Annotated in this window: 23 protein-coding genes and 1 other annotated feature; of the genes, 15 read left to right on the top strand and 8 right to left on the bottom strand. The window is 47.7% G+C overall.

Going from position 1 to position 26896, the window contains the following annotated elements:
* Positions 1 to 25: 25 nt before the first annotated feature.
* The 9 genes from ACCC71_RS11690 to ACCC71_RS11650 all read left to right on the top strand — a co-directional run bounded on the left by ACCC71_RS11690 (position 26) and on the right by ACCC71_RS11650 (position 12300).
* The gene (locus tag ACCC71_RS11690; protein ID WP_434309800.1) at positions 26 to 370 is read left to right on the top strand and encodes an HPr family phosphocarrier protein; all 345 of its coding nucleotides are present in this window, start codon (positions 26 to 28) and stop codon (positions 368 to 370) included.
* 34 nt (positions 371 to 404) lie between these two features.
* A complete protein-coding gene (gene ptsP / locus ACCC71_RS11685; RefSeq protein WP_434309799.1) occupies positions 405 to 2051 on the top strand; it encodes a phosphoenolpyruvate--protein phosphotransferase in 1647 nt (548 codons plus the stop codon).
* 64 nt (positions 2052 to 2115) lie between these two features.
* Positions 2116 to 2315: a binding site (T-box leader), on the top strand.
* Between the two features lie 58 nt (positions 2316 to 2373).
* Positions 2374 to 5016 (top strand): valine--tRNA ligase, encoded by a 2643-nt coding sequence (locus ACCC71_RS11680; protein WP_434309798.1) that lies wholly within the window; start codon positions 2374 to 2376, stop codon positions 5014 to 5016.
* A 52-nt stretch (positions 5017 to 5068) separates the two neighbouring features.
* Complete coding sequence (locus ACCC71_RS11675) at positions 5069 to 5833, top strand: exodeoxyribonuclease III (protein WP_434309797.1); 765 nt, start codon at positions 5069 to 5071, stop codon at positions 5831 to 5833.
* On the top strand, positions 5830 to 6519 hold the full coding sequence (locus ACCC71_RS11670) for a TraX family protein (RefSeq protein WP_434309796.1): 690 nt from the start codon (positions 5830 to 5832) through the stop codon (positions 6517 to 6519). The genes ACCC71_RS11675 and ACCC71_RS11670 overlap by 4 nt, the downstream gene beginning before the upstream one ends.
* Positions 6520 to 6979: 460 nt before the next feature.
* The gene (gene trpS, locus ACCC71_RS11665; RefSeq protein ID WP_434309795.1) at positions 6980 to 7984 is read left to right on the top strand and encodes a tryptophan--tRNA ligase; all 1005 of its coding nucleotides are present in this window, start codon (positions 6980 to 6982) and stop codon (positions 7982 to 7984) included.
* Positions 7985 to 8051: 67 nt separating this feature from the next.
* Positions 8052 to 9542 carry a polysaccharide deacetylase family protein gene (locus ACCC71_RS11660; protein ID WP_434309794.1) on the top strand — a complete coding sequence of 497 codons (1491 nt, stop codon included), beginning with the start codon at positions 8052 to 8054 and terminating at the stop codon, positions 9540 to 9542.
* A gap of 399 nt (positions 9543 to 9941) precedes the next feature.
* On the top strand, positions 9942 to 11123 hold the full coding sequence (locus ACCC71_RS11655; RefSeq protein ID WP_434309793.1) for a Gfo/Idh/MocA family protein: 1182 nt from the start codon (positions 9942 to 9944) through the stop codon (positions 11121 to 11123).
* A gap of 244 nt (positions 11124 to 11367) precedes the next feature.
* Positions 11368 to 12300, top strand: coding sequence for an AEC family transporter (locus ACCC71_RS11650; protein WP_434309792.1), 933 nt, complete (start codon positions 11368 to 11370; stop codon positions 12298 to 12300).
* A gap of 9 nt (positions 12301 to 12309) precedes the next feature.
* On the opposite strand, the gene ACCC71_RS11645 is transcribed toward ACCC71_RS11650, so the two are convergent.
* The 3 genes from ACCC71_RS11645 to ACCC71_RS11635 all read right to left on the bottom strand — a co-directional run bounded on the left by ACCC71_RS11645 (position 12310) and on the right by ACCC71_RS11635 (position 17376).
* Positions 12310 to 13227, bottom strand: coding sequence for a DMT family transporter (locus ACCC71_RS11645; protein ID WP_434309791.1), 918 nt, complete (start codon positions 13225 to 13227; stop codon positions 12310 to 12312).
* 89 nt (positions 13228 to 13316) lie between these two features.
* A complete protein-coding gene (locus ACCC71_RS11640) occupies positions 13317 to 16667 on the bottom strand; it encodes an FtsX-like permease family protein (RefSeq protein ID WP_434309790.1) in 3351 nt (1116 codons plus the stop codon).
* Positions 16668 to 16671: 4 nt separating this feature from the next.
* On the bottom strand, positions 16672 to 17376 hold the full coding sequence (locus tag ACCC71_RS11635; protein ID WP_434309789.1) for an ABC transporter ATP-binding protein: 705 nt from the start codon (positions 17374 to 17376) through the stop codon (positions 16672 to 16674).
* Between the two features lie 348 nt (positions 17377 to 17724).
* Between ACCC71_RS11635 and ACCC71_RS11630 the strand changes: the two genes are divergently transcribed.
* The gene (locus tag ACCC71_RS11630; RefSeq protein WP_434309788.1) at positions 17725 to 18246 is read left to right on the top strand and encodes a helix-turn-helix domain-containing protein; all 522 of its coding nucleotides are present in this window, start codon (positions 17725 to 17727) and stop codon (positions 18244 to 18246) included.
* Positions 18247 to 18306: 60 nt separating this feature from the next.
* On the opposite strand, the gene ACCC71_RS11625 is transcribed toward ACCC71_RS11630, so the two are convergent.
* Positions 18307 to 18975 (bottom strand): phosphatase PAP2 family protein, encoded by a 669-nt coding sequence (locus tag ACCC71_RS11625; RefSeq protein WP_434309787.1) that lies wholly within the window; start codon positions 18973 to 18975, stop codon positions 18307 to 18309.
* 182 nt (positions 18976 to 19157) lie between these two features.
* Between ACCC71_RS11625 and ACCC71_RS11620 the strand changes: the two genes are divergently transcribed.
* The 4 genes from ACCC71_RS11620 (at position 19158) to rbr (ending at position 21726) form a co-directional block, all read left to right on the top strand.
* The gene (locus ACCC71_RS11620) at positions 19158 to 19973 is read left to right on the top strand and encodes a Cof-type HAD-IIB family hydrolase (RefSeq protein WP_434309786.1); all 816 of its coding nucleotides are present in this window, start codon (positions 19158 to 19160) and stop codon (positions 19971 to 19973) included.
* Positions 19974 to 20032: 59 nt separating this feature from the next.
* Positions 20033 to 20425, top strand: coding sequence for a Fur family transcriptional regulator (locus ACCC71_RS11615; RefSeq protein WP_434309785.1), 393 nt, complete (start codon positions 20033 to 20035; stop codon positions 20423 to 20425).
* Positions 20426 to 20498: 73 nt separating this feature from the next.
* The gene (locus tag ACCC71_RS11610) at positions 20499 to 21041 is read left to right on the top strand and encodes an NADH peroxidase (RefSeq protein WP_434309784.1); all 543 of its coding nucleotides are present in this window, start codon (positions 20499 to 20501) and stop codon (positions 21039 to 21041) included.
* A 142-nt stretch (positions 21042 to 21183) separates the two neighbouring features.
* Positions 21184 to 21726: a rubrerythrin gene (gene rbr, locus ACCC71_RS11605; RefSeq protein WP_434309783.1), complete on the top strand. Its 543-nt coding sequence runs from the start codon at positions 21184 to 21186 to the stop codon at positions 21724 to 21726.
* 149 nt (positions 21727 to 21875) lie between these two features.
* Here the strand turns inward: rbr and ACCC71_RS11600 are convergent, their stop codons facing one another.
* Positions 21876 to 22073: a cold shock domain-containing protein gene (locus ACCC71_RS11600; protein ID WP_244799940.1), complete on the bottom strand. Its 198-nt coding sequence runs from the start codon at positions 22071 to 22073 to the stop codon at positions 21876 to 21878.
* Between the two features lie 294 nt (positions 22074 to 22367).
* On the opposite strand from ACCC71_RS11600, the gene htpG reads away from it, so the two are divergent.
* Positions 22368 to 24281: a molecular chaperone HtpG gene (gene htpG, locus ACCC71_RS11595; RefSeq protein WP_434309782.1), complete on the top strand. Its 1914-nt coding sequence runs from the start codon at positions 22368 to 22370 to the stop codon at positions 24279 to 24281.
* Positions 24282 to 24361: 80 nt separating this feature from the next.
* Here the strand turns inward: htpG and ACCC71_RS11590 are convergent, their stop codons facing one another.
* The 3 genes from ACCC71_RS11590 to ACCC71_RS11580 are packed head-to-tail and all read right to left on the bottom strand — an operon-like array spanning position 24362 to position 26851.
* Positions 24362 to 25576 carry an ABC transporter permease gene (locus tag ACCC71_RS11590; RefSeq protein WP_434309781.1) on the bottom strand — a complete coding sequence of 405 codons (1215 nt, stop codon included), beginning with the start codon at positions 25574 to 25576 and terminating at the stop codon, positions 24362 to 24364.
* Entirely contained in the window at positions 25573 to 26508 is a 936-nt protein-coding gene (locus ACCC71_RS11585; protein ID WP_434309780.1) for an ABC transporter ATP-binding protein, read from the bottom strand. Before ACCC71_RS11585 ends, ACCC71_RS11590 begins: the two co-directional genes overlap by 4 nt.
* Before the next feature lie 16 nt (positions 26509 to 26524).
* Positions 26525 to 26851 carry a PadR family transcriptional regulator gene (locus ACCC71_RS11580; protein ID WP_434309779.1) on the bottom strand — a complete coding sequence of 109 codons (327 nt, stop codon included), beginning with the start codon at positions 26849 to 26851 and terminating at the stop codon, positions 26525 to 26527.
* Positions 26852 to 26896: the final 45 nt, after the last annotated feature.

Raw genomic sequence — 26896 nt, 5'->3', positions numbered from 1 at the left:
TATCCTTTGATAGGATAGAAATAAAGTGTATTCTCTGATAGAATACAAAGAGGAAGCGCTGGCGGAGGAGCCGGAAAGAAAAAAGGTATGGTTAGAAAAGGAGTCGACAGTGAAAGAATTTAAATATACGATTACAGAAGAATTGGGGCTTCACGCCCGGCCGGCAGGAATCATTGCAAAAGCGGCAAAAGCGTACAAGGGAACTGTAATCATGATTTCAAAAGGTCCTGTGAGCGTAAAGGCGACGCAGCTGATGAAAATGATGTCTTTGGCGGCCAAGCAGGGAGATGAGATATCCGTGTCTGTAGAAGGGGACGAAGAAGAAAAGGCCGCGGAAGAATTGGAGCTTTTACTGAAAGAAAATCTGTAGAAGGACCCACATTTCAGAGAGGAGCAAGGTGCCGGTGATTACTTTACAGGGAAAAGGCGTATCAAAAGGCGTAGAGCGAGGAAGATTATATTTTTTCCAAAGAGCTGGCGCGGCGGTAGAGAAAAAAAGCGTTGCTGACATAGAAAAAGAGAAGGAACGTGTGGCAAAAGCGCAGCAAAAATCCGTCGAGCAGTTGGAAATTTTGGCGGAAAAATGCAGAGAAGACGCCGGCGACGACGCGGCGCTGTTGTTTGAAACCCATGCCATGTTTGTGGAAGATGAAGATTATGTGGACCGCATGATGGAAATGATGGAAAAAGAGCAGTGCAATGCGGAGTACGCTGTTTTTTGCGCCGGAGAGGAGATGAGCGCTGTGATGGAAGCCTCCGGCGACGCGTATATCTCGGAAAGAGCGGCGGATATTCGGGATGTCACCAGACGGCTTTTGAATAATCTGATGGGCATCGAAGAAGGCGGAATGGATGTGGAAGAGCCGGTCATTCTGGCTGCCGATGATTTGGCACCGTCAGAGACGCTTCAGATGGATAAAAGTAAAATTTTAGGCTTTATTACCCAAAAGGGAAGCGACAACAGCCATACGGCGATACTGGCCAGAACCATGGGTATTCCCGCTATATGCGCAGTGGGGGACAAGCTGACGGCATGTTATGCCGGAACCGAAGCGTTTATGGACGGCGAGACCGGAGAAATCATCCTTGACGCGGACCGGGAAACTGCGGAGAGGATGGAGCAAAAGCGAAGAAAGCAGAAAGAGGACAGAGAACTGCTGCAGGCGTTAAAGGGGCAGGAGGATGTGACTCTGGACGGCAGACATGTGAAATTGTATTGCAATATAGGCTCGCCCGACGATATCGATATGGTGCTTGCCAATGACGGTCAGGGGATCGGGCTTTTCCGCAGTGAATTTTTATATCTTGCTTCGGATCATTATCCGTCGGAGGAGGAGCAGTTTCAGGCATACAAAGCCGTTGCTTCCGCCATGGGCGGAAAACGGGTGATCATTCGCACTTTGGATATTGGCGCGGATAAAAAGGTCGATTATTTTCAGCTGGAGGAAGAAGAAAATCCTGCCATGGGTCTGCGGGCGATCCGTATCTGTCTGGAACGTGAGGAAATATTTCGTACCCAGCTCCGGGCGCTTTACCGTGCTTCTGCCTATGGCAAGGTGGCGATTATGTTTCCGATGATTACGTCTGTGTGGGAAGTCGAGGAATGCCGGAAGCTCTGTGATGAAGTGATGGCAGAGCTTTTGGCGGAGGGAATTCCTTTTCAGAAGGATACGGAATTGGGAATCATGATTGAGACGCCGGCGGCGGTATGGATGGCGGAGGAGCTGGCGAAGCTGGTGGATTTCTTTTCTGTTGGAACCAATGATCTGACCCAGTACATGCTGGCCTGCGACCGGCAGGCAAATCATTTGGAACGGTTTTTTGACGCGCATCATCCGGCTGTCTTGCGGGCTCTGAAAATGACGGCGGACGCGGCCCATAAAGCTGGGATTTGGATGGGAATTTGCGGAGAACTGGCTGCGGATCTTTCTTTGCTTCCCACGTTTCTTGCCATGGGAGTGGATGAGCTGAGCGTCTCTCCAGCCTTGGTACTGCCCTTACGTGCTGCAATTCGAAGCTGCCGTGCCGAAACATTTTCCGTTACCCCTTGACAAATGGAGGTTCCTCATCTATATTAAATAGAAAGCATTCCTTTTAGAAAAGGAAAGATACGATTCAACAGCGAAGAGGAAGAGGAGTACATTTCGAACGCCGACAGAGAGAACGGTTCACCGGCTGAAAGACCGTTTGGGTAAGTGGGAATGGAACGTGGCTTCCGAGCTGAACCGCCGAACGGCAGTAAGCGGTTCCGTCCTGCCTGCGTTAAAGGCCAAGAGAACCAAAAAAGGTGGTACCGCGGTTATTTCGCCCTTTGCATATAGCAAGGGGCGTTTTGTATTTTCAAAGAAAACAACCTGCAAAAGGAGAAAAATCATGTCCAAGGAACTGAGCAAAACCTATAATCCTCAGGAGATCGAATCCCGTCTCTATGAGAAATGGCTGAATAAGAAATACTTTGCAGCCAAAGTCAACAAAGCCAAAAAGCCGTTTACCATTGTGATGCCTCCGCCGAACATTACCGGCCAGCTCCATATGGGACATGCGCTGGATAATACCCTTCAGGATATTTTGATCCGTTATAAGCGCATGCAGGGCTATGAGGCCCTCTGGCAGCCGGGGACGGATCACGCCAGTATTGCTACGGAAGTAAAGATCATCGATAAGCTGAAATCCGAGGGTATTGATAAGAATGACCTGGGAAGGGAAGGCTTTTTAGAAAGAGCGTGGGAATGGCGGAAGGAGTATGGCGGCCGCATTGTTTCTCAGTTAAAGAAGATGGGCTCTTCCGCCGACTGGGACAGAGAACGTTTTACCATGGACGAGGGCTGTTCCAAGGCTGTTCAGGAAGTTTTCATCAAACTCTATCAAAAAGGCTATATCTACAAAGGCTCCCGGATTATCAACTGGTGCCCGGTTTGTCAGACGTCCATTTCGGATGCCGAGGTAGAGCATGTGGAGCAGGGAGGCCATTTTTGGCATATCAATTATCCCATCGTTGGGGAAGATGGTTTTGTGGAGATCGCGACCACCCGTCCTGAGACGCTTTTAGGGGATACGGCTGTGGCGGTCAATCCGGAGGATGAGCGTTACGCCCATCTGGTTGGCAAGATGCTAAAGCTGCCGCTGACGGACCGGGAAATTCCGGTGATCGCAGACCCTTACGTAGACAAAGAATTTGGAACCGGTTGCGTGAAGATTACCCCGGCCCATGACCCCAACGACTTCGAGGTAGGAAAGCGTCACCAGCTGCCGGAGATCAATATTTTAAACGACGACGCCACCATCAATGAAAACGGCGGCAAATATGCGGGTATGGACCGCTATGAGGCCAGAGCGCAGATGCTTCAGGATTTGGAGGAGCAGGGCCTGTTGGTGAAGGTGGTCGATCATGTCCATAATGTCGGCACCCACGACCGCTGCAAGACCACGGTAGAGCCGATGATCAAGCAGCAGTGGTTTGTGCGCATGGAGGAATTGGCGAAGCCTGCCATTGAGGCGCTGAAAACAGGCGAGCTGAAGTTTGTGCCGGAGCGGTTTGACAAGATTTATCTGCATTGGCTGGAAAATATCCGCGACTGGTGTATCTCCCGTCAGCTGTGGTGGGGCCACCGGATTCCGGCCTACTACTGCGACCAGTGCGGTGAGATCGTAGTTTCCGGCGAGAAACCGGAAGTTTGCCCGAAATGCGGCTGCCATCATTTAACGCAGGATCCGGATACCTTGGATACGTGGTTTAGCTCTGCCCTTTGGCCGTTTTCTACGCTGGGCTGGCCGGATCAGACCGAGGACCTCAAGTATTTTTATCCCACGGACGTGCTGGTAACCGGCTATGACATCATCTTTTTCTGGGTCATCCGGATGGTCTTCTCCGGCTATGAGCAGACCGGGAAGAGCCCGTTCCACACGGTGCTGATCCACGGCCTTGTGCGGGATTCCCAGGGCCGAAAGATGAGTAAATCTTTGGGAAATGGAATTGATCCGCTGGAAGTGATTGACAAATATGGAGCCGACGCACTGCGTATGACGCTGGTGACTGGAAATGCGCCGGGCAATGATATGCGGTTTTATTGGGAACGCGTGGAGGCCAGCCGAAATTTTGCCAATAAGGTTTGGAATGCGTCCCGTTTTATCATGATGAATATGGAAGGCGTGGATACTTCCAAAGTCGCTCTCAGCGATTTGGAGGACGCCGATAAATGGATTCTCTCCAAGGTGAATCGTCTGAGCGGCGAAGTGACCGAGAACATGGACAAATATGAACTCGGCATTGCCATGCAGAAGGTCTATGATTTTATCTGGGAGGAATTCTGCGACTGGTATATCGAGATGGTAAAACCTCGTTTTTACAGCGAGGGAAAGGAAACCAGCAAGGTAGCTGCCTGCTGGACGCTGAAGACGGTTCTGATCACAGCTTTAAAGTTATTGCATCCGTATATGCCTTTCATTACGGAGGAAATTTTCTGCAATCTTCAGGATGAGGAAGAGACGATCATGCTGTCCGCTTGGCCGGCTCCGAAAGCAGAGTGGGATTTTGCCGAGACCGAAGAGCGGGTTGAGATGGTAAAGGCGGCTGTCCGCGCCATCCGTAACGTTCGAATTTCGATGAATGTGCCGCCCAGCAAAAAGGCGGCGGTTTACGTGGTTTCGGAAAAAGAGCATGTGAGAGAAAGTTTTGAGAGCAGCAAAGCGTTCTTCGCCGCTCTGGGGTCCGCCAGCGAAGTGGTGATTCAGGCGGATAAGGAGGGCATCGCCGACGATGCGGTTTCCGCGGTGACAGTGGATGCGGTCATCTACCTGCCTCTGGAAGATCTGGTGGATATTGCAAAGGAGATTGAGCGTCTGGAAAAAGAAGAAAAGCGTTTGACCGGCGAGCTGGCTCGTGTTAATGGTATGCTTTCCAACGAAAAGTTCCTAAGCAAAGCGCCGGAGGCCAAGATTCGGGAAGAAAAGGATAAGCTGGAGAAATATGCTCAGATGATGGAACAGGTAAAAGCTCGGTTGGCTCAGTTAAAGTGAGGATAACCGAACGCCACGGGGAAACGGAATAAGGTTTCCCGGAGGAAGCGGCATGAAAAAATTGATATCCTGGAATGTCAACGGCCTGCGGGCCTGTGTGAATAAAGGATTCTTGGACTATTTGAAAGAATCGGATGCGGATGTGTTTTGCATCCAGGAGAGTAAGATGCAGGAAGGCCAGCTGACGCTGGACCTTCCTGGTTATTATCAGTATTGGAATTATGCGCAGAAAAAAGGGTATTCCGGAACGGCGATTTTTACCAAGGAGGAGCCATTATCCGTGTCCTATGGACTGGGAATCCCAGAGCATGACATGGAAGGACGCGTCATTACGCTGGAATATCCGGAGTACTATTTGATCACTTGTTATACGCCCAATTCGCAGGAGGGATTGGCCAGACTTTCCTACCGGATGGAATGGGAGGATGCTTTCCGCGGTTATCTAAAAATGCGGGAGGAAACAAAGCCGGTGATTTTCTGCGGAGACTTGAATGTGGCCCATCGGGAGATTGACTTAAAGAACCCGAAGACCAACCGGAAGAATGCTGGATTTACCGACGAGGAGCGGGGGAAATTTACTGAACTCTTAGACAGCGGGTTTATCGATACGTTTCGGTACTTTTACCCGGACCAGGAGGGAATCTATTCCTGGTGGTCTTACCGCTTCAAAGCCAGAGAGAAGAACGCCGGATGGCGGATCGACTATTTTTGCGTCTCCCAGTCTTTAAAAGAATGGCTGGTATCGGCTTCGATTCATACGGAGATCTTTGGCTCTGACCATTGCCCGGTAGAGCTTTGCATCAAGGAGCCCGTATGACCTGGAAGGAATGGAAGGAAGCGTATGGCCTCAACGGTTTCTGCCTGAAAGTAATAGCAGTACTCACTATGTTGACCGACCATACTGCGGCTATTTTTTTGACGCCCGGAGCGGCTTATGTCAATCTGCGGATTATCGGAAGGATTGCCTTTCCGATTTTCTGCTTTTTATTGGCGGAGGGAGCCATCTATACCCATAGCCTAAAACGGTATGCCCTGCGTTTATTTGCTTTCGCCCTGATCTCAGAGATCCCCTTTGATTTGGCATTTCACAAAACGGTCTGGTATCCCTCGTCGCAGAATGTGTTTTTTACTTTGCTGCTTTCCGTGCTTGTCCTCTGGTTTTATCAGTGGACTTACCGAAGGCGGCAGATCATCCTGGCAGTGCCGGCAGCGGTTGCCGCTATGGCCCTGGCAGAGTGGATTCACAGCGATTACGGCGCTATGGGAATCTGTATGGTTTTGCTGTTTTATTTTCTGCGGGATCTGCCCTGGTGGAAATATTTGCTGATCGGCGGCTTTTTCGCTTTCACCTGGTGGGGTTTGCTGCAAATCTATGCGCTGCTGGCGTTTCCTTTGTTTCTGTTCTATAACCGGGAACGAGGGCCTGCTTTTAATAAATATGTATTTTATGGATTTTATCCGGTGCATCTGTTGATTTTATGGGGAATTTCTTGTATCCTGTAGATACCAGGGTCAAAAGTTCAAAAATCCGACGCAAGCTTGCTTGCGAAAGGATTTTTGATTTCATAGGAAATTCCGTTAGAATTTCCTATGAAATCAAAAACGCTCCGCTGAGGATCGCACTGCGGCGGAAAGGAAGATGGCAGCAAAGCTGCCCCGCCGCAGGCGGAGAATTTCGCAGAGCGAAATTCTTTATTCTTGGGACCCGCCAAAAACATGAGTAAGCAGCCATTTTTCGCAGAAAAATGAGCGGATTACGAATGTTTTTGAGGATTGCGAGAGCGCAAAGCGCGAAGCAATCCGTGGTATCGAAGGAACTGAGACGAAATTCTTTGAAGGGATTGCGAGAGCATGAAATGCGAAGCAATCCGTGGTATCGAAGGAATGCGTTACATCATAATAAAGAAGAACCAGTGAAAACTCTTTTTGAGTGGAAGGATCTGGATTTTCAGGAGGAAGATATATGTTAGACGGAAAGAAGTCGCTGTTTAGCGGAATGCAGGCGACAGGAAACATTACGATTGGAAACTATATGGGAGCTCTGAGAAATTGGGTATCTCTGAATGAGGAATACGAGTGCTTTTTCTGCGTGGTGGATGAACATTCGATTACGATTCGTCAGGATCCGGCTGAACTGCGCAGGCGCGCTCGTAATCTTTTGATGCTTTATATTGCATCCGGTTTGGACCCGAAGAAAAATTGCATTTATTATCAGTCCCATGTATCCGCCCATGCGGAATTGGCGTGGATTTTAAATTGCTTTACCTATATGGGCGAGCTGAGCCGGATGACGCAGTTTAAGGATAAATCCCAGAAACATGCGGACAATATCAATGCGGGCTTGTTCGATTATCCGGTTTTGATGGCCGCTGATATTTTACTGTTCCAGAGCGACGTGGTTCCGGTTGGCGTCGATCAGATGCAGCATCTGGAATTGACGCGGGATGTGGCGCAGCGCTTTAATGGAATCTATGGGGATGTCTTTACTATTCCGGAGGCCTATATCGGCAAGGTGGGGGCGAAGATCATGAGCCTTCAGGACCCGTCCAAAAAGATGAGTAAATCCGATGAAAATCCCAACGCCAGCATTTATCTGATGGACGATCCGGACACCGTGATGCGCAAATGCAAACGCGCTGTCACGGATTCCGAGGGCGTCATTCTCTATCGTGACGAGCAGCCAGGCGTGAAAAACTTGATTGACATTTACTCTGCCTGCACAGGCAAAAAGCCGGAAGAGGTCGTGAAAGAATTTGACGGCAAGGGTTACGGTGACTTTAAAGTGGCGGTTGGAGAAGCTCTGGTTTCAATCATGAAGCCAATCCAGGAGGAGCATGCCCGCCTGTCCCAGGACAAAGCGTATGTGGACGGTATCATCAAAGAAAACGCGGAGAAGGCGGCTTACTATGCGAATAAGACTCTGCGCAAGGTACAGAAAAAGGTAGGATTTCCGGAGCGGATTCGCTGAGCGAAAGTTTTTGTTCAAAAGAGCACAGGCTGCCAAAGTACATAGGATTGTCTGAAGGAGGTACAGCATGGAGAATTACAATAGCCGTGCGAGAGAGATCCGGCGCAGGAAGCGGCGGAGACGTGTGATACGAAATCGGATTATTTTTGGCTGTGTGTTGATTTTACTGGTGGTAGGCATTGTCTTCCTTGTAAAATGGCTGAGCGGAGGCTCCTCAGATACGGGGAATACGAGTACGCCAGCGGCCAGCGAGGCCAATGCGTCCGGCGGAAGCACGGAAGGCAATACGGATAATGGAAGCGAAGTTGGGACGACGGCGGAGGCTGCCGGAAGCTGGCAGGCTGTGTTGGCGGAAGCAGATATCCACTGTAAGCAATACAACTATGATAAAGCCATTGAGTTAATCAAAGGCGTCTCTGGATATGAGGGAATTCCAGAACTTGCGGATGCGATTTCCCGCTACGAGGCGGAGAAGGCAAAGGCGGTTCCATATGATAAGATGTCTGAGATTACGCATGTTTTTTATCATACCTTAGTCATTGACGGAAGCGTAACCTTTCATCTAAGCGATAAAAACAAAGTAAGAGATTACAACCAGGTCATGACCACCATCGACGAATTTAACAAGATTACTCAGGAAATGTACGATCGGGGATTTGTTTTAGTGGATATTCATGACATTGCTCATCTGGAGAAGCAGGCGGACGGCACGGAAAAGATGGTCTGGGGGACGATCTATCTGCCGGAAGGAAAGACGCCTTTTGTGCTTTCCCAGGATGACGTCAGTTACTATGAGTATATGGAAGGGGACGGCTTTGCCAATCGCTTAGTGATTGATGAAAATGGCGGGATTACCAATGAAATCGATCAACCGGACGGCAGCGTGGTGACCGGATCCTACGACATGGTACCGTTGATTGAGGACTTTATCCGGGAGCATCCGGACTTTTCGTACCGGGGAGCCAGGGGAATCATTGCCCTGACCGGTTATAATGGCATCCTCGGCTACCGGACCGCGCCCAAGTATGGAGATCCAAGCGATTCCAGCTACAAACCGGAATACGCCAAGTACAACGTGGAAGAGGAACGCCAGAAGGCCACAGCCGTGGCGGCTCGAATGAAGGAACTCGGCTGGCAGTTTGCAAGCCACAGTTGGGGACACAAGGATTACGGCGCTTTAAGCTTTGATAAGTTCAAGACGGACGCCCAAAAGTGGGAGGATCAAGTGGAACCTTTGTTGGGGGGAAACGTGGATACCATTATTTTCCCCTTTGGAGCGGATTTGGGAGAAGGCAGCTGGCGCGGCTATGACCATTCCGATTCGATTCGGCAGAAGTATCAGCATCTGGACGGTTTAGGCTTTGACTATTATTGTCCAGTGGACGGCGCGCAATATTGGACCCAGATGAAAGACGGATATTTCCGCCAGGGCCGCCGGAATCTGGATGGAATCCGGATGTGGTGGGCGGTATCTGGTTATAAGGATACGCTTTCCGATTTGTTCGATTCCAATAAAGTCTTCGATAAGACCAGGCCCACGCCGGTAGAAAATTTGTAAGAAAAAGGAGATGCAGCGCTCTGGGAGTAAGGGATTTACTCTCGGGGCGCTTTTGTTATTTCATAGGAAATTCCGCCCCCATTTCCTATGAAATAACAAAAGCTCCGTTAAGGGTGTGCACGAGCGTGCAAGGAAGATGCCGCCGCCGGCGCCTGAACTTAGATAAAAATCCCTTCCCAAATCCCCTAAAACAGTGAAGAAACATCATGGATAAAAAATAAACCATGAAAGAAATCGATAGAAAAGGCCAAAAAGTTCTATTGGTAATTCCAGATTTCCTGTAGTATGATGAAAACAAAAGATTATGAAATGAAGAAAGATAAAAAGAATATATAAAAGTGGTAGGGATGTTCGGGAATCGAAGGGACGGATCTGGCCGAGAAGTGAAAGGAGCAAAACATGAAACAGGGCGGAAAAGAAGTAGTGATTGGTACCGTGGGAGCAGGCTATGCGGCCTATCTGCATGGAAATGGTTACGAGAGAGTGAGCGGTGTTTCGGTTCGCCTGAAAACCATCTGCGACGTCAAGCTGGAATTGGCGGAGAAAGTAAAAGAGCGCTACGGTTATGAGCAGGCAGTAGCGGATTATGCCGAGATGTTAAAAGATCCGGAGATCGATGTAATCGATATTGTAACGCCTCCGTTTCTGCACTGTCAGATGGCCATTCAGGCGTTGAAGGCAGGAAAGCATGTGATCTGTGAAAAGCCTTTGACCGGCTATTTCGGTCAAAAAGGGGAAGAGAACGTAGGAAAGACGACCCCGAAGTCCAAAATGTTTGAAGAAGTCATGAAGACCATGGACGAATTGAAAGCGGTTGTAGATACTTGCGGAAAGAAGTTTCTCTATGCAGAAAATTTTGTCTATGCTACTCCTGTACAGAAAGCAGCGGAGATTATCCGGGCGAAAAAGAGCAAGATTCTGTTCCTGAAAGGAGAGGAAAGCTTAAAGGGTTCCAGTTCTCCTCTGGCAGGAAAATGGAACGGCACCGGTGGCGGCACCTTGATTCGGACGGGCTGCCATCCCCTGTCCGGTATGCTGTGGCTGAAACAGCAGGAGGCAAAGGCACGCGGGGAAGAAATCACGGTTAAAAGCGTAATCGCAGATACCGGCGTAGCGACTGCCTGCCTGAATGAGTACGAGCATCGCCACATCAAGGCGCAGCCTGAGGATGTGGAAGATTTTGGAACCATTACGATTACATTTTCTGATGGAACCAAGTGTATGACCATCGCCACGGATACGGTTTTGGGCGGTACCAAGAATTATATTGAAGTTTACAGCAATGATAGCGCGCTGATGTGCAACATTACCCCTACGGATATCTTAAATACCTATTTCCTGGATGAAGATGGTCTGGAAGATGTTACGATTTCGGAAATGCTGCCGGCAAAATTGGGCTGGAACAAGGCATTTGTATCGGATGAGATTATTCGCGGATACATGGGCGAATTGCAGGATTTCGTGGAAACCATCGCTTATGATAAAACGCCGTCCTCTGACTTTGATCTGGCCTATGAGAGCATGAAGGTCATGTACGCGGCTTACCAGTCCGCGGAAGAAGGGCGCAGAATCGACTTTTAACGCGGCAGAGCGGAAGATGGCAGCAAAGCTGCCCCGCCGTAGGCGGAGAATTTCGCAGAGCGAAATTCTTTATTCCATATGCTCTTGCCAAAAGCTGGAGAAATGCAGTATACTAAAAAGCGCGGCAGAGTGCCGCGCTTTTTCTAGACTAGATTCAGGTGTCAAAAGGTTTTTACAAGGAGAACTTTTGGCACCTAAACCCAGATGAGAAACGAATCAATTCGAGGAAGGCGGAGAACAAGAGATGGATTTAGCGCTTATTTCATTGGAAAAAATTGCAGAGATGTTTTTGATTCTCGTGATGGGGATTGTGCTATACCGGTGCGGCCTGATTACTTCGGATATGAATCGTCGGATGTCCAATCTGCTGTTGATGTTCGTGGCGCCCTTTTTAGTATTTTCTTCTTACCAGATGGAGTTTACCTCAGAGCTTTTGTACGGATGGCTTCAGACTTTTATTCTGACGATCCTCTCTTTTATCCTGACGATTTTCATGACCCGCGTTATCATCCGAAAAAGACCCGGCTATGATCGGGATTTGGAGCGAATCTGTATTATTTATTCCAACTGCGGTTATATTGGCCTTCCTTTGCTAAACGCGCTTTTTGGTCAGCAAGGCGTCTTTTATATGACGGTATATATGACGGTATTTAATATTTTGGTATGGACTCAGGGTGTCATGCTGATCAGTGGAAAGAAAGATTTTCGGCAGGCGCTCCGAAATCTTCTTAGTCCCATGGTCATCGGGGTTCTCCTTGGGGTGATCTGCTTTTTCGGCAGGATTCACCTGCCGGATATTTTGCTAAATCCGATGCGATCCATCGGCGAGATGAATACGCCCCTAGCTATGCTGGTGGCGGGAGCTTCCCTTGCGGAGACTGACATCAAAAAAATGCTGAAAAAATACAGCATTTATTGGATTAGCCTGGTAAAGTTGGTTTTTTGTCCGTTACTTTTCTTCATATGCGCCGTTTGGTTTCGGGCTAGTGAATTGCCGTTTATGACCGTATTTCTGGGAGCGGCTTGTCCCGTTGGAACAACTGGAACGCTATTCGCGCTTCGTTATGGGCGGGATAATGCCTATGCGACGGAACTCTTAGCGGTCTCTACAGTTTTTTCGATTTTTTCCATTCCGCTGATGATTTTAGTAAAAAACTTTTTACAAGGGATCTTGTAGGGCAGCCCGCTACCTTTTCTCTTTTTGTGGAATTTGTGCTAGGAGGATGGCGGCAAACATGACCACACAGCCAAGAATCTCCCGGTTGCTTAACATCTGTCCTAGAATCAGCCAACCGGACAGAACAGAGATGCAGGATTCCAAGCTTAGGATGAGAGAAGCGACCGTTGGATTCATCCCCTTTTGCCCGACGATCTGGAGCGTATAGCCGATTCCACAGGAAAAGACGCCGGCGTAAAGAATCGGCGCCCAGGCGGAAAAGAGCGCGGAAGTTTCAATGCTTTCTGTGAGAAGCGCAGCGATGCCAGAGAGAATTCCGCAGATAAAAAATTGGATGCAGGACATTTTTACTCCATCTACCAGAGGAGAAAAATAGTCGATTACTAAAATGTGAACGGAAAAAAGCAGGGCGCAGATGAAGACCAAGAAGTCTCCCCGCCCGATGGAAAAGCCATCTGTGATACATAGAAGATAAAGCCCTGCCAAAGCCAGGAAAACAGCAGCCCATAGAAATGGGCTGCATTTTTTTCCAAGGAACAATCCTAGGATAGGGACAAGAATAATGTAGCAGGCAGTGATGAAGCCGGCTTTTCCAACGGTGGTATATTGGATACCAAACTGCTGAAAGTTGCTGGCAAGACACAACAAAATACCACAGCAGATCCCTCCAACGACTAAATTTTTCCGGTTTGCCTCTGGGGTCTTTGCGGTCCCGGCATCGATATCCGTATTCTGGGGACCTGATTTTTCCCGGAACCAGATCAGAGGCAGGAGTACGACTCCGCCGATGAGGCAGCGGATGCTGTTAAAGGTAAACGGGCCGAGATAGTCCATTCCGACGCTCTGGGCGACAAATGCGCTTCCCCAGATGGCCGCAGTAAGGAGTAATAGGAAAGAATTTTTTAAAGGGACTTTTTTGGTTTTCATAGGAAATCTCCGGCTCCTTTCGATTCACACCGATCTATTATAGACCAAACAGAAAAATGTGAAAAGAGGGAAAAGAAAAAAAGTGTGGATCACTCCACACTTTTCAGAGATTCGATCATATCGATCTTTTTTAGTTTTAGGAAAACAAAAATATTTACCAACAGAGAAAAAACAATGGTCAGCAAACTGCTGTACAGGTAACTGGGAGGTTGGATGGTCTGGCCGAACATCATCATATCGATTTCTACGGTCTGGATCAGAAACCGATGCAGCCAGATACCGAGCACAACACCGGCCCCGATGCCAAGAATCGTCAGTAAGATGTTTTCGCGATACACATAAGCGGCCACTTCATTATCATAAAAGCCCAGCACCTTTAGCGTGGCTAGCTCTCGCCGGCGCTCGGATATATTGATATTATTCAGGTTATAGAGCACCACGAAAGCCAAAAGCCCGGCGGAGATGATGAGAACCCAGATGACCAGATCCAGGCTGCGCATCATATTGTTTACAGTAGCTTGCAGATCCCGGATGAAGGATACGGAAAGAATTTCGTCATGAGCGATTAACTGCTCCGCCAATGCGTTTTCTTCCGATTCGGTCATCGAATCCATAGACATCAGCATCGAATTATATTCCGGCGCTGAGCCATACAACTTTTCGTAGAGGACCGGCGTCATGTAGACATAGTGATGTAGGTAGTTTTCCACAATTGCTAGAACCGGAACCTCTATTGCGCTCGTTTCTTCCTCCGCAAGAAAAATCGTGTCTCCCACGGAGAGATCCAGCATCCGCGCCAGCTTTTCCGTGATGATCACCCCATCGTCGTTTAGAAAATAACCCTCTTTGGAAGTTCGATCTCTCAAGTCTACAAAGTCGGAGAGTGTATTCAGACGTGCCGGAACAAAAAGCGTAACTTCTTTCGTGATAGAACCATTGCCCGCGTCCCTGGCGATCTGATAGACTGGCAAGGTTTCCCGGACCGAAGAAAATTGGAGCGCTATTTCCTCCACAGGATGGGGGTCAGCGGCAGCGTCCATATTTAAGGTTGCGTCATAAGTCCATATGGTCGCATACTGATTATCCACGATTTTTGCAATGGAATCACGAAGCCCAAAGCCTACCATGAGAAGGGCCATGCATCCGCCGATGCCGAATACAGTCATGAAGAAACGTTTCTTATAGCGAATCAGATTTCGCACCGTAGATTTACTGGTAAAACTCAAATGCTTCCAGAGGAAAGGAATATATTCCAGGATTACACGCCGTCCTTCTTTGGGAGAGGCCGGCCGCATCAACTGAGCGGGCGTGGACATCAGCTCCCGATAACAGGCGGCTACCGTAGCGGCTACTGTGCAAAAAACAGCCAGTCCCGTACTCATCAAAGCATAGCTCCCCTGGATTGGCACCAGGTATTCCGTTATGTTTACATAGAGGATGCCATAGGCGGATAAAATCACGCGAGGCAGGATCTGGCTTCCGGCCAACACACCGAGAAGGCTTCCCAGTAAGGTGGCCGAGAGAGCATATAAAATATATTTGGCGGCAATGGCGCCCTTGGAATAGCCCAGCGCCTGCAAGGTTCCGATTTGTGTTCGGTCATCCTCTACCATGCGGGTCATGGTCGTCAGGCTGACCAGCGCGGCCACGAGGAAGAAAATCGCAGGGAATACTTTACCGATGGCGCCGATACGCTCGGCATCCAAGCGATACTCCACATACGTTTGTACGGAATTTCGATCTAGTACATACCATTCGGGGTATTCAATGTCTGCAATATCCGCTTCAGCGTCCGCCAGTTTTTGCTCGGCGTCGGAAATTTTTTCCTCTGCTTCCTGCTTTCCATCCTCATATTCTTTCCAGCCGTCTTCCAGTTCTTGTTCCGCCTCGGCAATTTCCTCTTTCGCGTCTGTGATCTGCCGTTCTCCATCAGAAATTTCTTCCAGAGCTTCTTCTATGGCGGATTTCCCATCCTGATATTGTTGTTCGCCGGATTCTAATTTCTGGAGAGAAGCAGCCAGCTCTTCTTTGCCAGCATTTAACTGATTTTCTCCTTCTTCTAACTGTGCTTTTGCTGCATCCAGTTGAAGCTGAGCCTCGGATAACGCGGCGTAGCTGGCCTCCAACTGAGTTTTAGCCTCGGACAATGCCGGTTCCATCTGGTGGATCGTTCCCACCAACATCTGGTAGTCTGGATGTTCCGTAGGCGTAAGTCCCAAGGAAATCAGATAAGCTTCCAGCTGATCTCGTTGGGTTTGGAGGGATTCCAGGAGCGCGGCGTTTGTCTGATACTCCGATTGTCCGCTGTGATAAGCTTCCCAGCCTTCGGCCAGTTCCTGTTCTTTGGGCGCCAACTGTTCTTTTGCGCGTGTCAGTTCAGACTCCCGTTCTTCCAGCGTTTTCTTTCCATCTTCGTATTGTTTCCAGCCGGAATCCAGTTCCTTCCGGGAACTTCTCAATGTCTTCCTGGCGTCCGCGAGCTCTTTTTTTCCATCTTCCAATTCCTGTTCTTTTTCCGATAGAGTTTTCTTGGCGTCCGCCAATTCTGCTTCTCCATCTTCCAGTTCCAAAAGCGCGTCCCCAAGCTCCTGATCCGCTTCCTTTCTGGCGTCCGCCAGTTCTTCTTTCCCCTCGGTCAGCTTGTCATTGGCTTCGCCTAGGACGGACTGGTAACGGATGTCGCAGCGTCTGTCGGCAATGGCTTCTATTTGATCGGAGACGCTCTGAATATGATCGTCATATTCATCCGTCATTGCAGTAAGAGCGGAAGCGCCTTCTACCGTGGCATAGATGACCGTATAATAATCGGCAGAAAATACTTCTGGCCGAACGAAGAGAAGTCCGTCGATGTTTCCGTCTCCAATCGAAGCGGTGCCCCGGTCAAAGGTCAGATAATAGGAACTGGTGGCGTAGCCGACCACGGTGAATTCTGTCTGTGTTAAGGTATCGGACAGAGGATCCGAGGAGCCGTCGTCAGTATCTTTTTGATCACCGTAAAGGGAGATGGCGCTGCCAATGGGGTAAGCGTCGGAGAGCGCGGCGTCGATGACACATTCCGCGTTTGTTTCCGGAAGGCGTCCTTCCTGTAAGGTGAGGCGGTTGACACGCTCCGTCAAGGAAGAGACCTGCAGCACCAGTTCTTCTTCGCCGGTGTCCGTAAGCGCTTCCAGAGTGGAAGCGCCTTCGGCGTCGGCGATTCCAGGGATGGCTGCAACCTCGGCAAGATCTTCCGGCGTGACGCCCAGCGTACCCAGAATGCGAATATCCATGAAATTGGTCTTGTCATATAAATGATCCGCCGAAAGTCTCATATCTGGCTCGGAGGAGCGGACGCCGGAAAAGAAGGCGACTCCCAGGGCAACGATAAAGAGCAGAGACAGCCAGCGGTTCCAGCTATTTTTTATCTCTCGAAAAAAATCTTTTCTTTGCGCTTGCTTCATAGGATCACCATTCGATTTCTTCCACGGGCTGAGGATGCTCATTCCGATGGACGCGGCTTACTTTGCCATTTTTTATCTCAATAATCCGGTCCGCCATCGGCGTAATGGCAGAGTTGTGCGTAATCACAATGACCGTCATCTTTTTTTCGCGGCAGGTATCCTGCAAAAGTTTTAGGATCGATTTTCCGGTTTGATAATCCAGCGCGCCGGTGGGCTCGTCGCACAGAAGCAGTTTTGGATTCTTGGCCAGCGCGCGGGCAATAGCGACTCTTTGCTGTTCCCCGCCGGAAAGCTGTGCGGGAAAATTTTTTAAGCGATCTCGTAGGCCGACTTCCGTGAGCACCTCGGCGGCATCCCGCGGAGCTTCGCAGATTTGCAGCGCAAGTTCTACGTTTTCCAGCGCGGTTAGGTTTTGAATCAGGTTGTAAAACTGAAAGACAAAACCGATATCTTCCCGGCGATAGCGGATCAGTTGACGGCTGTTCAAATTGGCGACATTGACTTGGTCCACCCAAATTTCTCCGCTGGTGGTTCGGTCCATACCGCCAAGGATATTTAAAACCGTAGTTTTTCCCGCGCCGCTGGGACCTACGATAACGGCAAATTCCCCTTTTTCGATGGAAAAATCAATTCCGTCCACAGCGGAGATTTCAACCTCTCCCATCCGATAGATTTTACGTACTTGTTTTAATTCAACAAAGGCGGCCATTGTAAAAATCCTCTTTCCAACAATTTTTCTCTAGTTCTTTCCTAGTATAACATTTTTCTGCTTTTGTGGATGTAAAGTTTTTCTTAAATGATATAAAAAAAGAAGGTTGTTTTGATGGAGTGATACCGGCTGGAATCCTGTAGATTTGTTTGTCGTCTTGTGGTATATTGGGGAGAGTGACAGCGTGGTAAATCGGAATTTGACAGGATGGTATATTTGTTTTTTCAGAACTCAACTAATCGTAGAGAGCTTATTTGATTAAGTAAAGTATTCATCGGTTTATAGGTTTATAATTTGATATTAGGATGCTATGTTGAGAATATCATAAAAAGCAGGAGGAACATAGCAATGGAAGCAAAAGAACTTGGAGAATTTATTGCAAAAACAAGAAAAGAAAATCAGATTACGCAGGCAGAGTTGGCGAAAAGACTGAATGTAACAGATAAGGCGGTAAGCCGATGGGAAAGAGGACTCGGATATCCAGATATAAATACGCTTGAACCTCTCGCAAATGCGTTAGGCGTGTCGCTGACGGAATTGATGAGCTGTTCAAAAGGTACTGAAGGAAATACGGATGATGGAATTATTGCGAGTATTGAAATTGCAAAAATTCAAAGAAAGAAAGCACTTAAGAAAATAATAATTGGTGGTCTGGGGTGTTTCATAGGAATGTGCACTGTGATATATGCAATTAATCTGTTTATAACACATTCATGGTCTCTGATGATTGGCGGAAATGATGGACCAACGTCGGTATTTGTAGCTGGAAGAATTGGTAATCTTCCCCCTGTAATAATTTGTGTATTAGGAATTATCATTTTATTATGTGGAATCTTTACAATGTTAAGGTCAAATAATAATGACAAATAATTGGAGCTTGTTGAGTTGATGAAAAAGACATCGGCAGCTTCCAGTTTTATTGATTTTTATTTATGCTTTGAAGAGCGGATGTCGGGAAAAGAAAGCCTGCATCTTTTCCGGCAGTTTTGTCTTTCCAACCGCCCAGTAATAAAGCTCCGCCAGAGCAACTCCCACGATCATATCGGGCAGGTAATGCTGTTTGATGGTCTGCGTGCAAAGACAGATGATAATGCCAAAGATCAGGGCAAAGCGGCGGTACCAAAGAGGGATATCTTTTTGGCCGCGGACACTGATATAGAGCATCCAGCTGGCATAGCAGTGCATGGAAGGAAAAAGGTTGGTCGGTTGATCCATCGTATAGATCAACGTGGTCAGCCAACCGAAAAAAGTGTCCGCCGATACTTCCGGGCGCACAAGGGTGGTAGGAAAAAATAAGAAGATAAAAAAAGTCGTCACATGCAGGAGCTCTGTCGCTGTAAACACGTGGAAAAAATGACGGTTTTCCAGAGTGGCGGACAGCAGGAAGCCAAAATACCAGTACGGGTAGGTCAAGACGTAGGGAATGATAGAGATCGTAAGAAAAGGTACCGCCCGATCCAGAGCCGACGTCAGGTCATAGTGGTAGTGGCCAGCGGTTAGAATCATTGGAACATAATAGGTCGCCGTGTGCGTGATCAGAATGATCAGCAAAGGCAGCCAGGCATTTTTAGGAATTCTTCTTTTGGGAACAAAACGCATGAAAATCCCGTCCTTTTCTGTAGGATAGACTTATATACTATATCATAAAATTTTCACCTCTACAATTTATTTTTGAAAGAGTGAAACGAGGAAGTCGTTAACTTTTTAACTTTTTGTATCGGTGGATTGCGTTTCCGCGATAAGTCCGTTATACTAATAACCAAGCGGAAAAGGAGAGGCGTATGAAGGTACGATTGATAGCAACGGATTTGGACGGAACCTTGATTCCATACGGAAAAGCGATACCGGAGGCCGTTCTGGATGTGCTCCAGGAGGCTCTCAGCCGGGGAATTTTTGTAGTGCCGGTGACGGGCCGTTCTTTCGCTGCAATTCCACCGGAAATTTTGGCCCTTTCCGGCCTTCGATATGTGATTTCCTCCAATGGGGCGGTCATTCAGGATTTGCAGGAAGACCGGGTGCTTCGGCAAACGTTGATTCCAGCGGCAAAGGCCGCCGCTATTTTGCGGCATCTGCAAAAGCAGGAAATTTATAGTTGTGTATACAGTAATAACCGGATTTATAATTGGGAGCATCGCCCTTCCTATCTGGAACAGTATTACCGGCAGAGAATGAATATCTTTCATCAAAACCCAAAGAAAGATTTAGCGGCTTATTTGGAAGAAAACGGACTGGGCGTAGAAAAGATTTTTATTGCCGTTTATGAAGAAGAAAAAAGAGAAGCGATTCGTCGCAGCCTTCAGAAGTACGAAGGGCTTTTACTGACTTCTTCTTCGCGTTGGAATCTGGAGATAAATCACCAAAATGCAGATAAAGGGACGGCACTTTCCTGGCTTGCCAGTCATCTTTCCCTATCCCAGGCAGATATACTGGCCATGGGGGACAATGAGAACGATCTGACGATGCTGCGATTTGCGGGCGTATCGGTGGTTCCGGAAAACGGAACTTGGGAGGCAAAAGGGGCTGCTCAGTTATCTATGGCGGACTGTGAACAGGCGGGGGCCGCGGCTTTCTTGAGAAAAAACGTTCTTGACAGATGAAAGGGAATTCTTTATAATAATAACTATTCTTATTATTATAAAGAGAGGACTCTGATTGGATGAAATATAGCAGGCAGCGGGAAGCAATTAAGGAATTTCTGATGACGCGGACCGATCATCCCACTGCGGAAACGGTTTATCTAAATGTTCGGGAGAATAATCCTAAAATTAGTCTGGGGACAGTTTATCGCAATTTGTCCCTCCTGGTATCTCTGGGAGAAGTTCAAAAGATCTGTTGTGGGGACGGCGTGGAACGCTATGACGCAAACATAGGGCCCCATTACCATTATCACTGTACCACTTGCGGCTGTGTGATGGATATACCGATGGGCCAGATTCCTACTTTTGAAGTTTTACTTCCGCAGGATTTCTCGGAAGTAGTGGAAGGGTATACCGTATTGTTTCACGGTACTTGTCGAGACTGTAGGAAAAAAGTGGGAAAAATTAGTTGACAAACCAAAATATCTATGTTAGATTAAAAACAGAAATGATAATCATTACTAATTATAAAAGGAGATAAGTAAGATGAAAAAGTTTGTATGTGAAGTTTGCGGATATGTACATGAAGGCGATGCAGCTCCGGAGAAATGTCCTCAGTGCAATGCGCCTGCCAGCAAGTTCAAAGAGCAGAGCGGTGAGAAGACTTGGGCGGCTGAGCATGTAGTTGGCGTAGCTCAGGGCGTTAGCGAGGATATCATGGCTGACCTGAGAGCGAACTTCCAGGGCGAGTGCACGGAGGTTGGTATGTATCTGGCGATGGCGCGCGTAGCGCACAGAGAAGGATATCCGGAGATCGGCCTTTACTGGGAGAAGGCTGCTTACGAAGAAGCAGAGCATGCAGCGAAGTTTGCGGAGCTTTTGGGTGAAGTTGTCACCGACAGCACCAAGAAGAATTTGGAGATGAGAGTGGAAGCGGAGAACGGCGCTACGGCTGGCAAATTCGATCTGGCGAAGAGAGCAAAAGCGGCGAATTTGGATGCTATTCATGATACCGTTCATGAGATGGCCCGCGACGAGGCTCGTCACGGCAAGGCTTTCGAGGGTCTGTTAAAGAGATACTTCGGTTAAGAAAAACGCTGTGGATTTGAGATTTTGAAGATATGGGGGTATGTTAGAGCAATCTGATATACCCCTTTTCGTTTAAACTGTTATCATGAGGCGCTTATGCGTCGATAAATGTGTGATTAATATCATGGAGGAGGAACAGAACATGAAAACGACAAAGTATGCAGGAACACAGACAGAAAAAAATTTGGAAGCAGCATTTGCAGGTGAATCACAAGCGAGAAATAAGTATACCTATTTTGCTTCCGCAGCAAAAAAGGAAGGCTATGAGCAGATTGCAGCCTTGTTTCTGAAAACAGCGGATAATGAAAAAGAACATGCAAAAATGTGGTTTAAGGAATTGAATGGAATCGGCAGCACACAGGAAAACCTTGCTGCTGCAGCAGATGGCGAAAACTACGAATGGACGGATATGTATGAGAATTTTGCCAAGACCGCGGAGGAGGAAGGATTTCCTGAACTTGCGGCGAAGTTCAGACTGGTAGGAGCCATCGAAAAGCACCATGAGGAGAGATATCGCGCCTTGTTAAAAAATGTGGAGACAGCCGCTGTATTTGAAAAAAGTGAAGTGAAAGTATGGGAATGCCGGAATTGTGGACATATTATTGTGGGAACAAAGGCGCCTGAAGTTTGCCCGACCTGCAATCATCCGCAGAGCTATTTTGAAGTACATGAGGAGAATTATTAAAAAGGGAGCGCGGTAATTTCCGCGCTCCCTTACAACGAACAATGGTTATTCTCTTGCGCTTTACACTTCAACGGCATCCGCCGTGATGGAAAAACGGCAGTGATAGCTGTTTTACCTTCTGTAAAGAAAGGTACAGGCTTTCACACGGATTATAACTTCGTTACGTTGGTAGCCTGAGGGCCCTTTGCACCGTTTACAACGTCGAACTCAACCTCAGCGCCCTCGTCCAGGGACTTGAAGCCTTCCATGTTCAGACCAGAGTAATGTACAAATACGTCATTGCCCTCGGCGTCGGAAATAAATCCGTAACCCTTTTGGTTGTTAAACCATTTTACTGTACCTCTCATGCGATACCTCCAAAGAATAATAGAAAAAAATAGATAATAGGTCCTGTTGCTTCTTGCAACTAACCTTACAATAGCATGATTTTTACATAAAGTCAAACAAATTATGAAGAAAATATGAATTCCTTTGAAAAAGGTATAAAAGGCTAGAATGAAAGAGCGGAATATGGTGAAAAAGACCGAAAATCAAGGTCCTGTCTTGTTAGTTAGTAAATAAAATGTTTACAATTATTTTATTGACTTTTATAAAAGTTTGTACTATATTGGATTCTAATGAAAGAAAAGGAGATGTTTTTTATGTGTAAAAAGCAAGGAAGTCTTTCGATCAACAGCGAAAATATTTTTCCGATTATCAAAAAATGGTTGTATTCCGACCATGATATTTTTTTCCGTGAACTGATTTCCAATGGATGCGACGCAGTGACCAAGCTGAAAAAGCTGGAGGGAATGGGAGAATATACTTTCCCGGAGGACGTTCAGCAGAAAGTGGATGTGATTCTGGACGAAGAGGCTAAGACGCTTCGTTTCTTAGATACTGGTCTTGGTATGACGGCGGATGAGGTAGATGAATACATTAATCAGATCGCATTTTCCGGCGCGACTGCATTTTTAGAGCAATACAAAGATAAGACCAATGAAGATCAGATCATCGGCCATTTTGGATTGGGATTTTATTCGGCCTTTATGGTAGCGGATCGGGTTACCATTGATACGCTTTCCTACAAAGAAGGCGCGGAGCCGGTATTTTGGGAGTGTTCCGGCGGTACGGATTATACGATGAGCGAGGGAACCCGGAAGCAGGTAGGAACGGAGATTACCCTGTATCTGAACGCGGAAAGCGAGGAGTTCGCTAAAGAATACCGGGCGAGAGAGATTATCAGTAAGTATTGCTCCTTTATGCCGGTAGAGATCTATCTCTATACGAAGGCGGAATGGGAGAAAGCCCAAGAGGAAGCTTCGGTGGAAACCGTAGAGACGGAGCCGGCCGACGGGGAAAAAGAAGGGGAAGAGCAGAAAGAAGAAAAGAAAGCTCCGAAATCGTTAAGCGACACCAATCCCCTTTGGACAAAACATCCCAATGATTGTACGGAGGAAGAATACAAGGAGTTTTACCGCAAGGTATTTTTTGATTTTAAGGAGCCGTTATTCTGGATTCATCTGAATATGGATTATCCGTTTAACCTGAAAGGAATTTTATATTTCCCGAAGATCAATACGGAATACGATTCTCTGGAAGGGACGATCAAACTTTACAATAACCGCGTGTTTATCGCAGATAATATTAAGGAAGTAATACCGGAATTTTTGATGCTTCTAAAGGGCGTTATTGATTGTCCGGATCTTCCTTTGAACGTATCTAGAAGCGCTCTGCAAAATGACGGTTTTGTCCGCAAGGTATCCGACTATATTACGAAAAAAGTGGCGGACAAACTGACGGGTATGTGCAATGCGGAGCGGGAATCCTATGAAAAGTATTGGGACGATATTCATCCGTTCATTAAATTCGGCTGCCTGAAGGACGATAAGTTCTATGAGAAGATGAAGAACAGCATCCTGTTTAAAAATCTGGATGGAAAATATCAGACCTTTGCAGACCTGACCGAGGGCGATCAAAAGAAGATCGTCTATGTGACCGATGAGCAGCAGCAAGGACAATACATTAAGATGTACCGGGAGGCAGGATTGGGAGCCGTGATTCTCCCGACGAATATTGACTCCCCGTTTATCACCATGCTGGAGCAGAAAAACGAAGGGGTAAAGTTTGCGCGCATTGACGCCGAGGTGACCGACTCCTTTAAGGCAGAGGGAACGGAAAAGACCGAGGAAGAACAGAAGGCTGAGACGGAAGAACTGACCAAGATTTTCCAGGATGCCTTGGGCAAAGAAAAACTTACTGTAAAGGTGGAGAATCTGAAAGATGAGAAACTCTCCGCGATGATTACCCTATCGGAAGAAGCCCGCCGGATGCAGGAAATGATGAAGATGTACGGAATGGGTGATATGGCCGGCGGAACCGATGAAACCCTAGTTTTAAATGCCAGCAATCCTTTGGTTCAATATGTCCGCGCCAATAAAGAATCCGAGCAGGTTCCGATGATCTGTAAGCAGCTTTATGATCTGGCTCGTATCAGCCATGCTCCGCTTACACCAGAAGAAATGTCCGAATTTGTATCCAGAAGCAATGAGATTTTGATGTTCTTAACCAAATAAGAAGAGAGCGTAAAGCATAGGAGGGCTTCTCGTTTATGAGAAGCCCTCTTACTTTTTGGCTAAAGTTGCGTATTTCTACGTTAATTTTTTCGGAATACTCCCTTAATCGCATGGCGCAGTTTCAGCGGATTTCCATAGCGAAGGGTGCTGCTCCGATAGACTTTGGCGCCGACATACCCGACGCCCAAGATGGAGAGAACCAGAATCAGGAAGGAGATGATGACCTCTGCCAGTGTCACGCTTCCCATGGCAATCCGCGCGAACATGGCGGAATAGGAAGAGAAAGGCAGGAAAGACGTCACCTTCATAATCATGCCGTCGGGATTTTGAATCTGGAATAGAACCAGGAAGTAGACCACCATGATGATCATTTGGACGTTTCCGGCAGTTTTATTGATGTCTTCGGTTTTGGAAACGAGAGCGCCCATCATTCCGTACAGGAACGCGTAGAAAAGGAAACCGCCGAGTCCAAAGAGAGCGAAGGTGATCAGAACTTCCGCAGGGATATGCAAAAGGAAATCCAGGCGTCCGCCCCAGAAGCTTCGATTGATCTCATAGGAAAGCAGCACTCCGCCCAGGATAAATCCGACCTGGAACAGGCTGGCCAGGGCTCCGGCGATGACTTTGCCAAAGAGCAGGCTCGTGGAGCTGGTGCTGGTGACCAAGACTTCGATGGAACGGTTGCTTTTTTCCTGCGTAACCGCGGTAGCGATCATAACGCCGTAAAGGATAATCAGCATGAAAACCAGGATTACTAGAGCATAACAATACCAGAAGTTTTCTCCGGAATCTTTGCCTAGGATATTCTCTGTAGAAGTAATCTCCGGAGCCATTGCCTGCTGTATCTCGCCGTATTGTAAGTTGTTGTCCGAACAATACCGGGCAAAAGAGGCGGTCTGCATCAGGGAGGTGAAGATCATACTATCGGAGTCTCCCATGGATTTGTTGAACACATAGTATTGGTATTCGGTGGGGGAGGTTACGACAAAGCCAGCGTCCGCTTCCGCGTTTTCCACCAGGGATTTGACTTCCTCTGCGCTGGCCGCAGCTTGAATCGTCGTACCGGGGAAGAACGCCTGAATCAGTTCCTCCGGCAGCACGCCGGATTCGTCATAGAGCGCGTATGTACTTTGGTTTTCCGCATCCCCCTCGTCTTCGCCAAATAGATTGAAAAAGCGTGGGATAAACATGGCGGCGATGGCCAGGATGCCAATCAGAATCGTTAAAATCATATAAGATTTATTTTTGAAGTAGTTCCGAAGTTCAAAACCGAGAACAGTAGAAAAGTTTTTCATGCGGCGCCTCCATTTTCCTGTTCCTCGCCGACGCAGGAAACAAAAATATCATTCAGAGAAGGTTCATAAGTTCCGAAGTGCTCGATCGGCAGCTCTGTGCGAAGCAGCTCTTCAAGGAGCATCCGACGAGTCCTGTTTTCTTTTAGTCCGAGAATCAAATAGTCGCGGGTCCGGCCGTCGATGGTCACGAGATCTCCCAGTTTTTCTTGGCAAAAGCCGCTTAATTGATCTAAGGAATATCCGGCGGCTGACAGGATCAACCGGTTCTGGCCATAGCGTTTTTTGATTTCCCTCAGGTCTCCTTTTAAAACGATCTCACCGAAGTTTACGATGGCGATGTCCTCACAGAATTCTTCTACATAGCTCATCTGATGGCTGGAGAAAATAACAAGTTTATCCTCTGCGATCAATTCTCGAATTACGTCTTTTAGAATCTGCGCATTTACCGGGTCAAGGCCGCTGAAAGGTTCGTCCAGCACCACGATTTCCGGGTCGCTGACCAGCGTGGAAGCCAACTGCACTTTCTGCTGATTTCCCTTGGAGAGCGTATCCAGTTTTCTCTTGGCATATTCTTCTACACCAAGGCGATTCAGCCAGCGATAGCTGTTTTCTTCGGCTTGTTTTTTAGATAAACCCCGCAGGCGTCCCAGATAAATCATCTGTTCCATTACGGTTTTTTTCGGATATAAGCCCCGCTCTTCCGGCAGATATCCGATGGAGCTGCCAGATGGCTGAAATGGTTTTCCGTCCAACAAAACTTCGCCGGAGTTGGCGTGGAAAATATCCATTAGAATTCGGATGGTCGTAGTTTTGCCCGCGCCGTTTCGGCCAAGAAGGCCCAGCGCGCGTCCGCTCTCAACGGAAAAGGAAACGCCGTGGAGGACTTCCTTTTCTTCAAAGCTTTTCACAATGTTTTTTACTTCCAGTTTCATGAAATACTTCCTTTCTTCATTTTTCTGGCATTTGGGTAACCTTTTGTCCATTTTTCAGTAGTTCCTCTAGACGAGCCAGCTCCCGCTTTACGGCGGCTTTGCCGCCTTCTGTAATCTGGTACATTTTTTTGCGGGGGCTATAGCCCCCGAAGGGCTGTATACAGCCCTTCTCCATCAATGTGTTGATTGCACCATAGAGGGTTCCGGGCCTTAAGGATACACGGCCGTTGCTCATTTCTTCGACCTTCTGCATAATGCCGTAACCATGACACGGCTCATAGAGGGCCAGTAGGATATAGAACATCGCTTCTGTCAGTATTCCCGTATCGCGATTTTCCGGCATACAAATCTCCTTTCTAAGCACACGGGTTTTTACTAAGTATATCGT

Origin of the sequence: Hominifimenecus sp. rT4P-3 (assembly GCF_051055405.1) — a bacterium.
Taxonomy (GTDB): Bacteria; Bacillota; Clostridia; order Lachnospirales; family Lachnospiraceae; genus Pseudolachnospira.
Note: the sequence above shows the minus strand (reverse complement) of the source record. Positions and strands in the feature narration are given on the sequence as shown.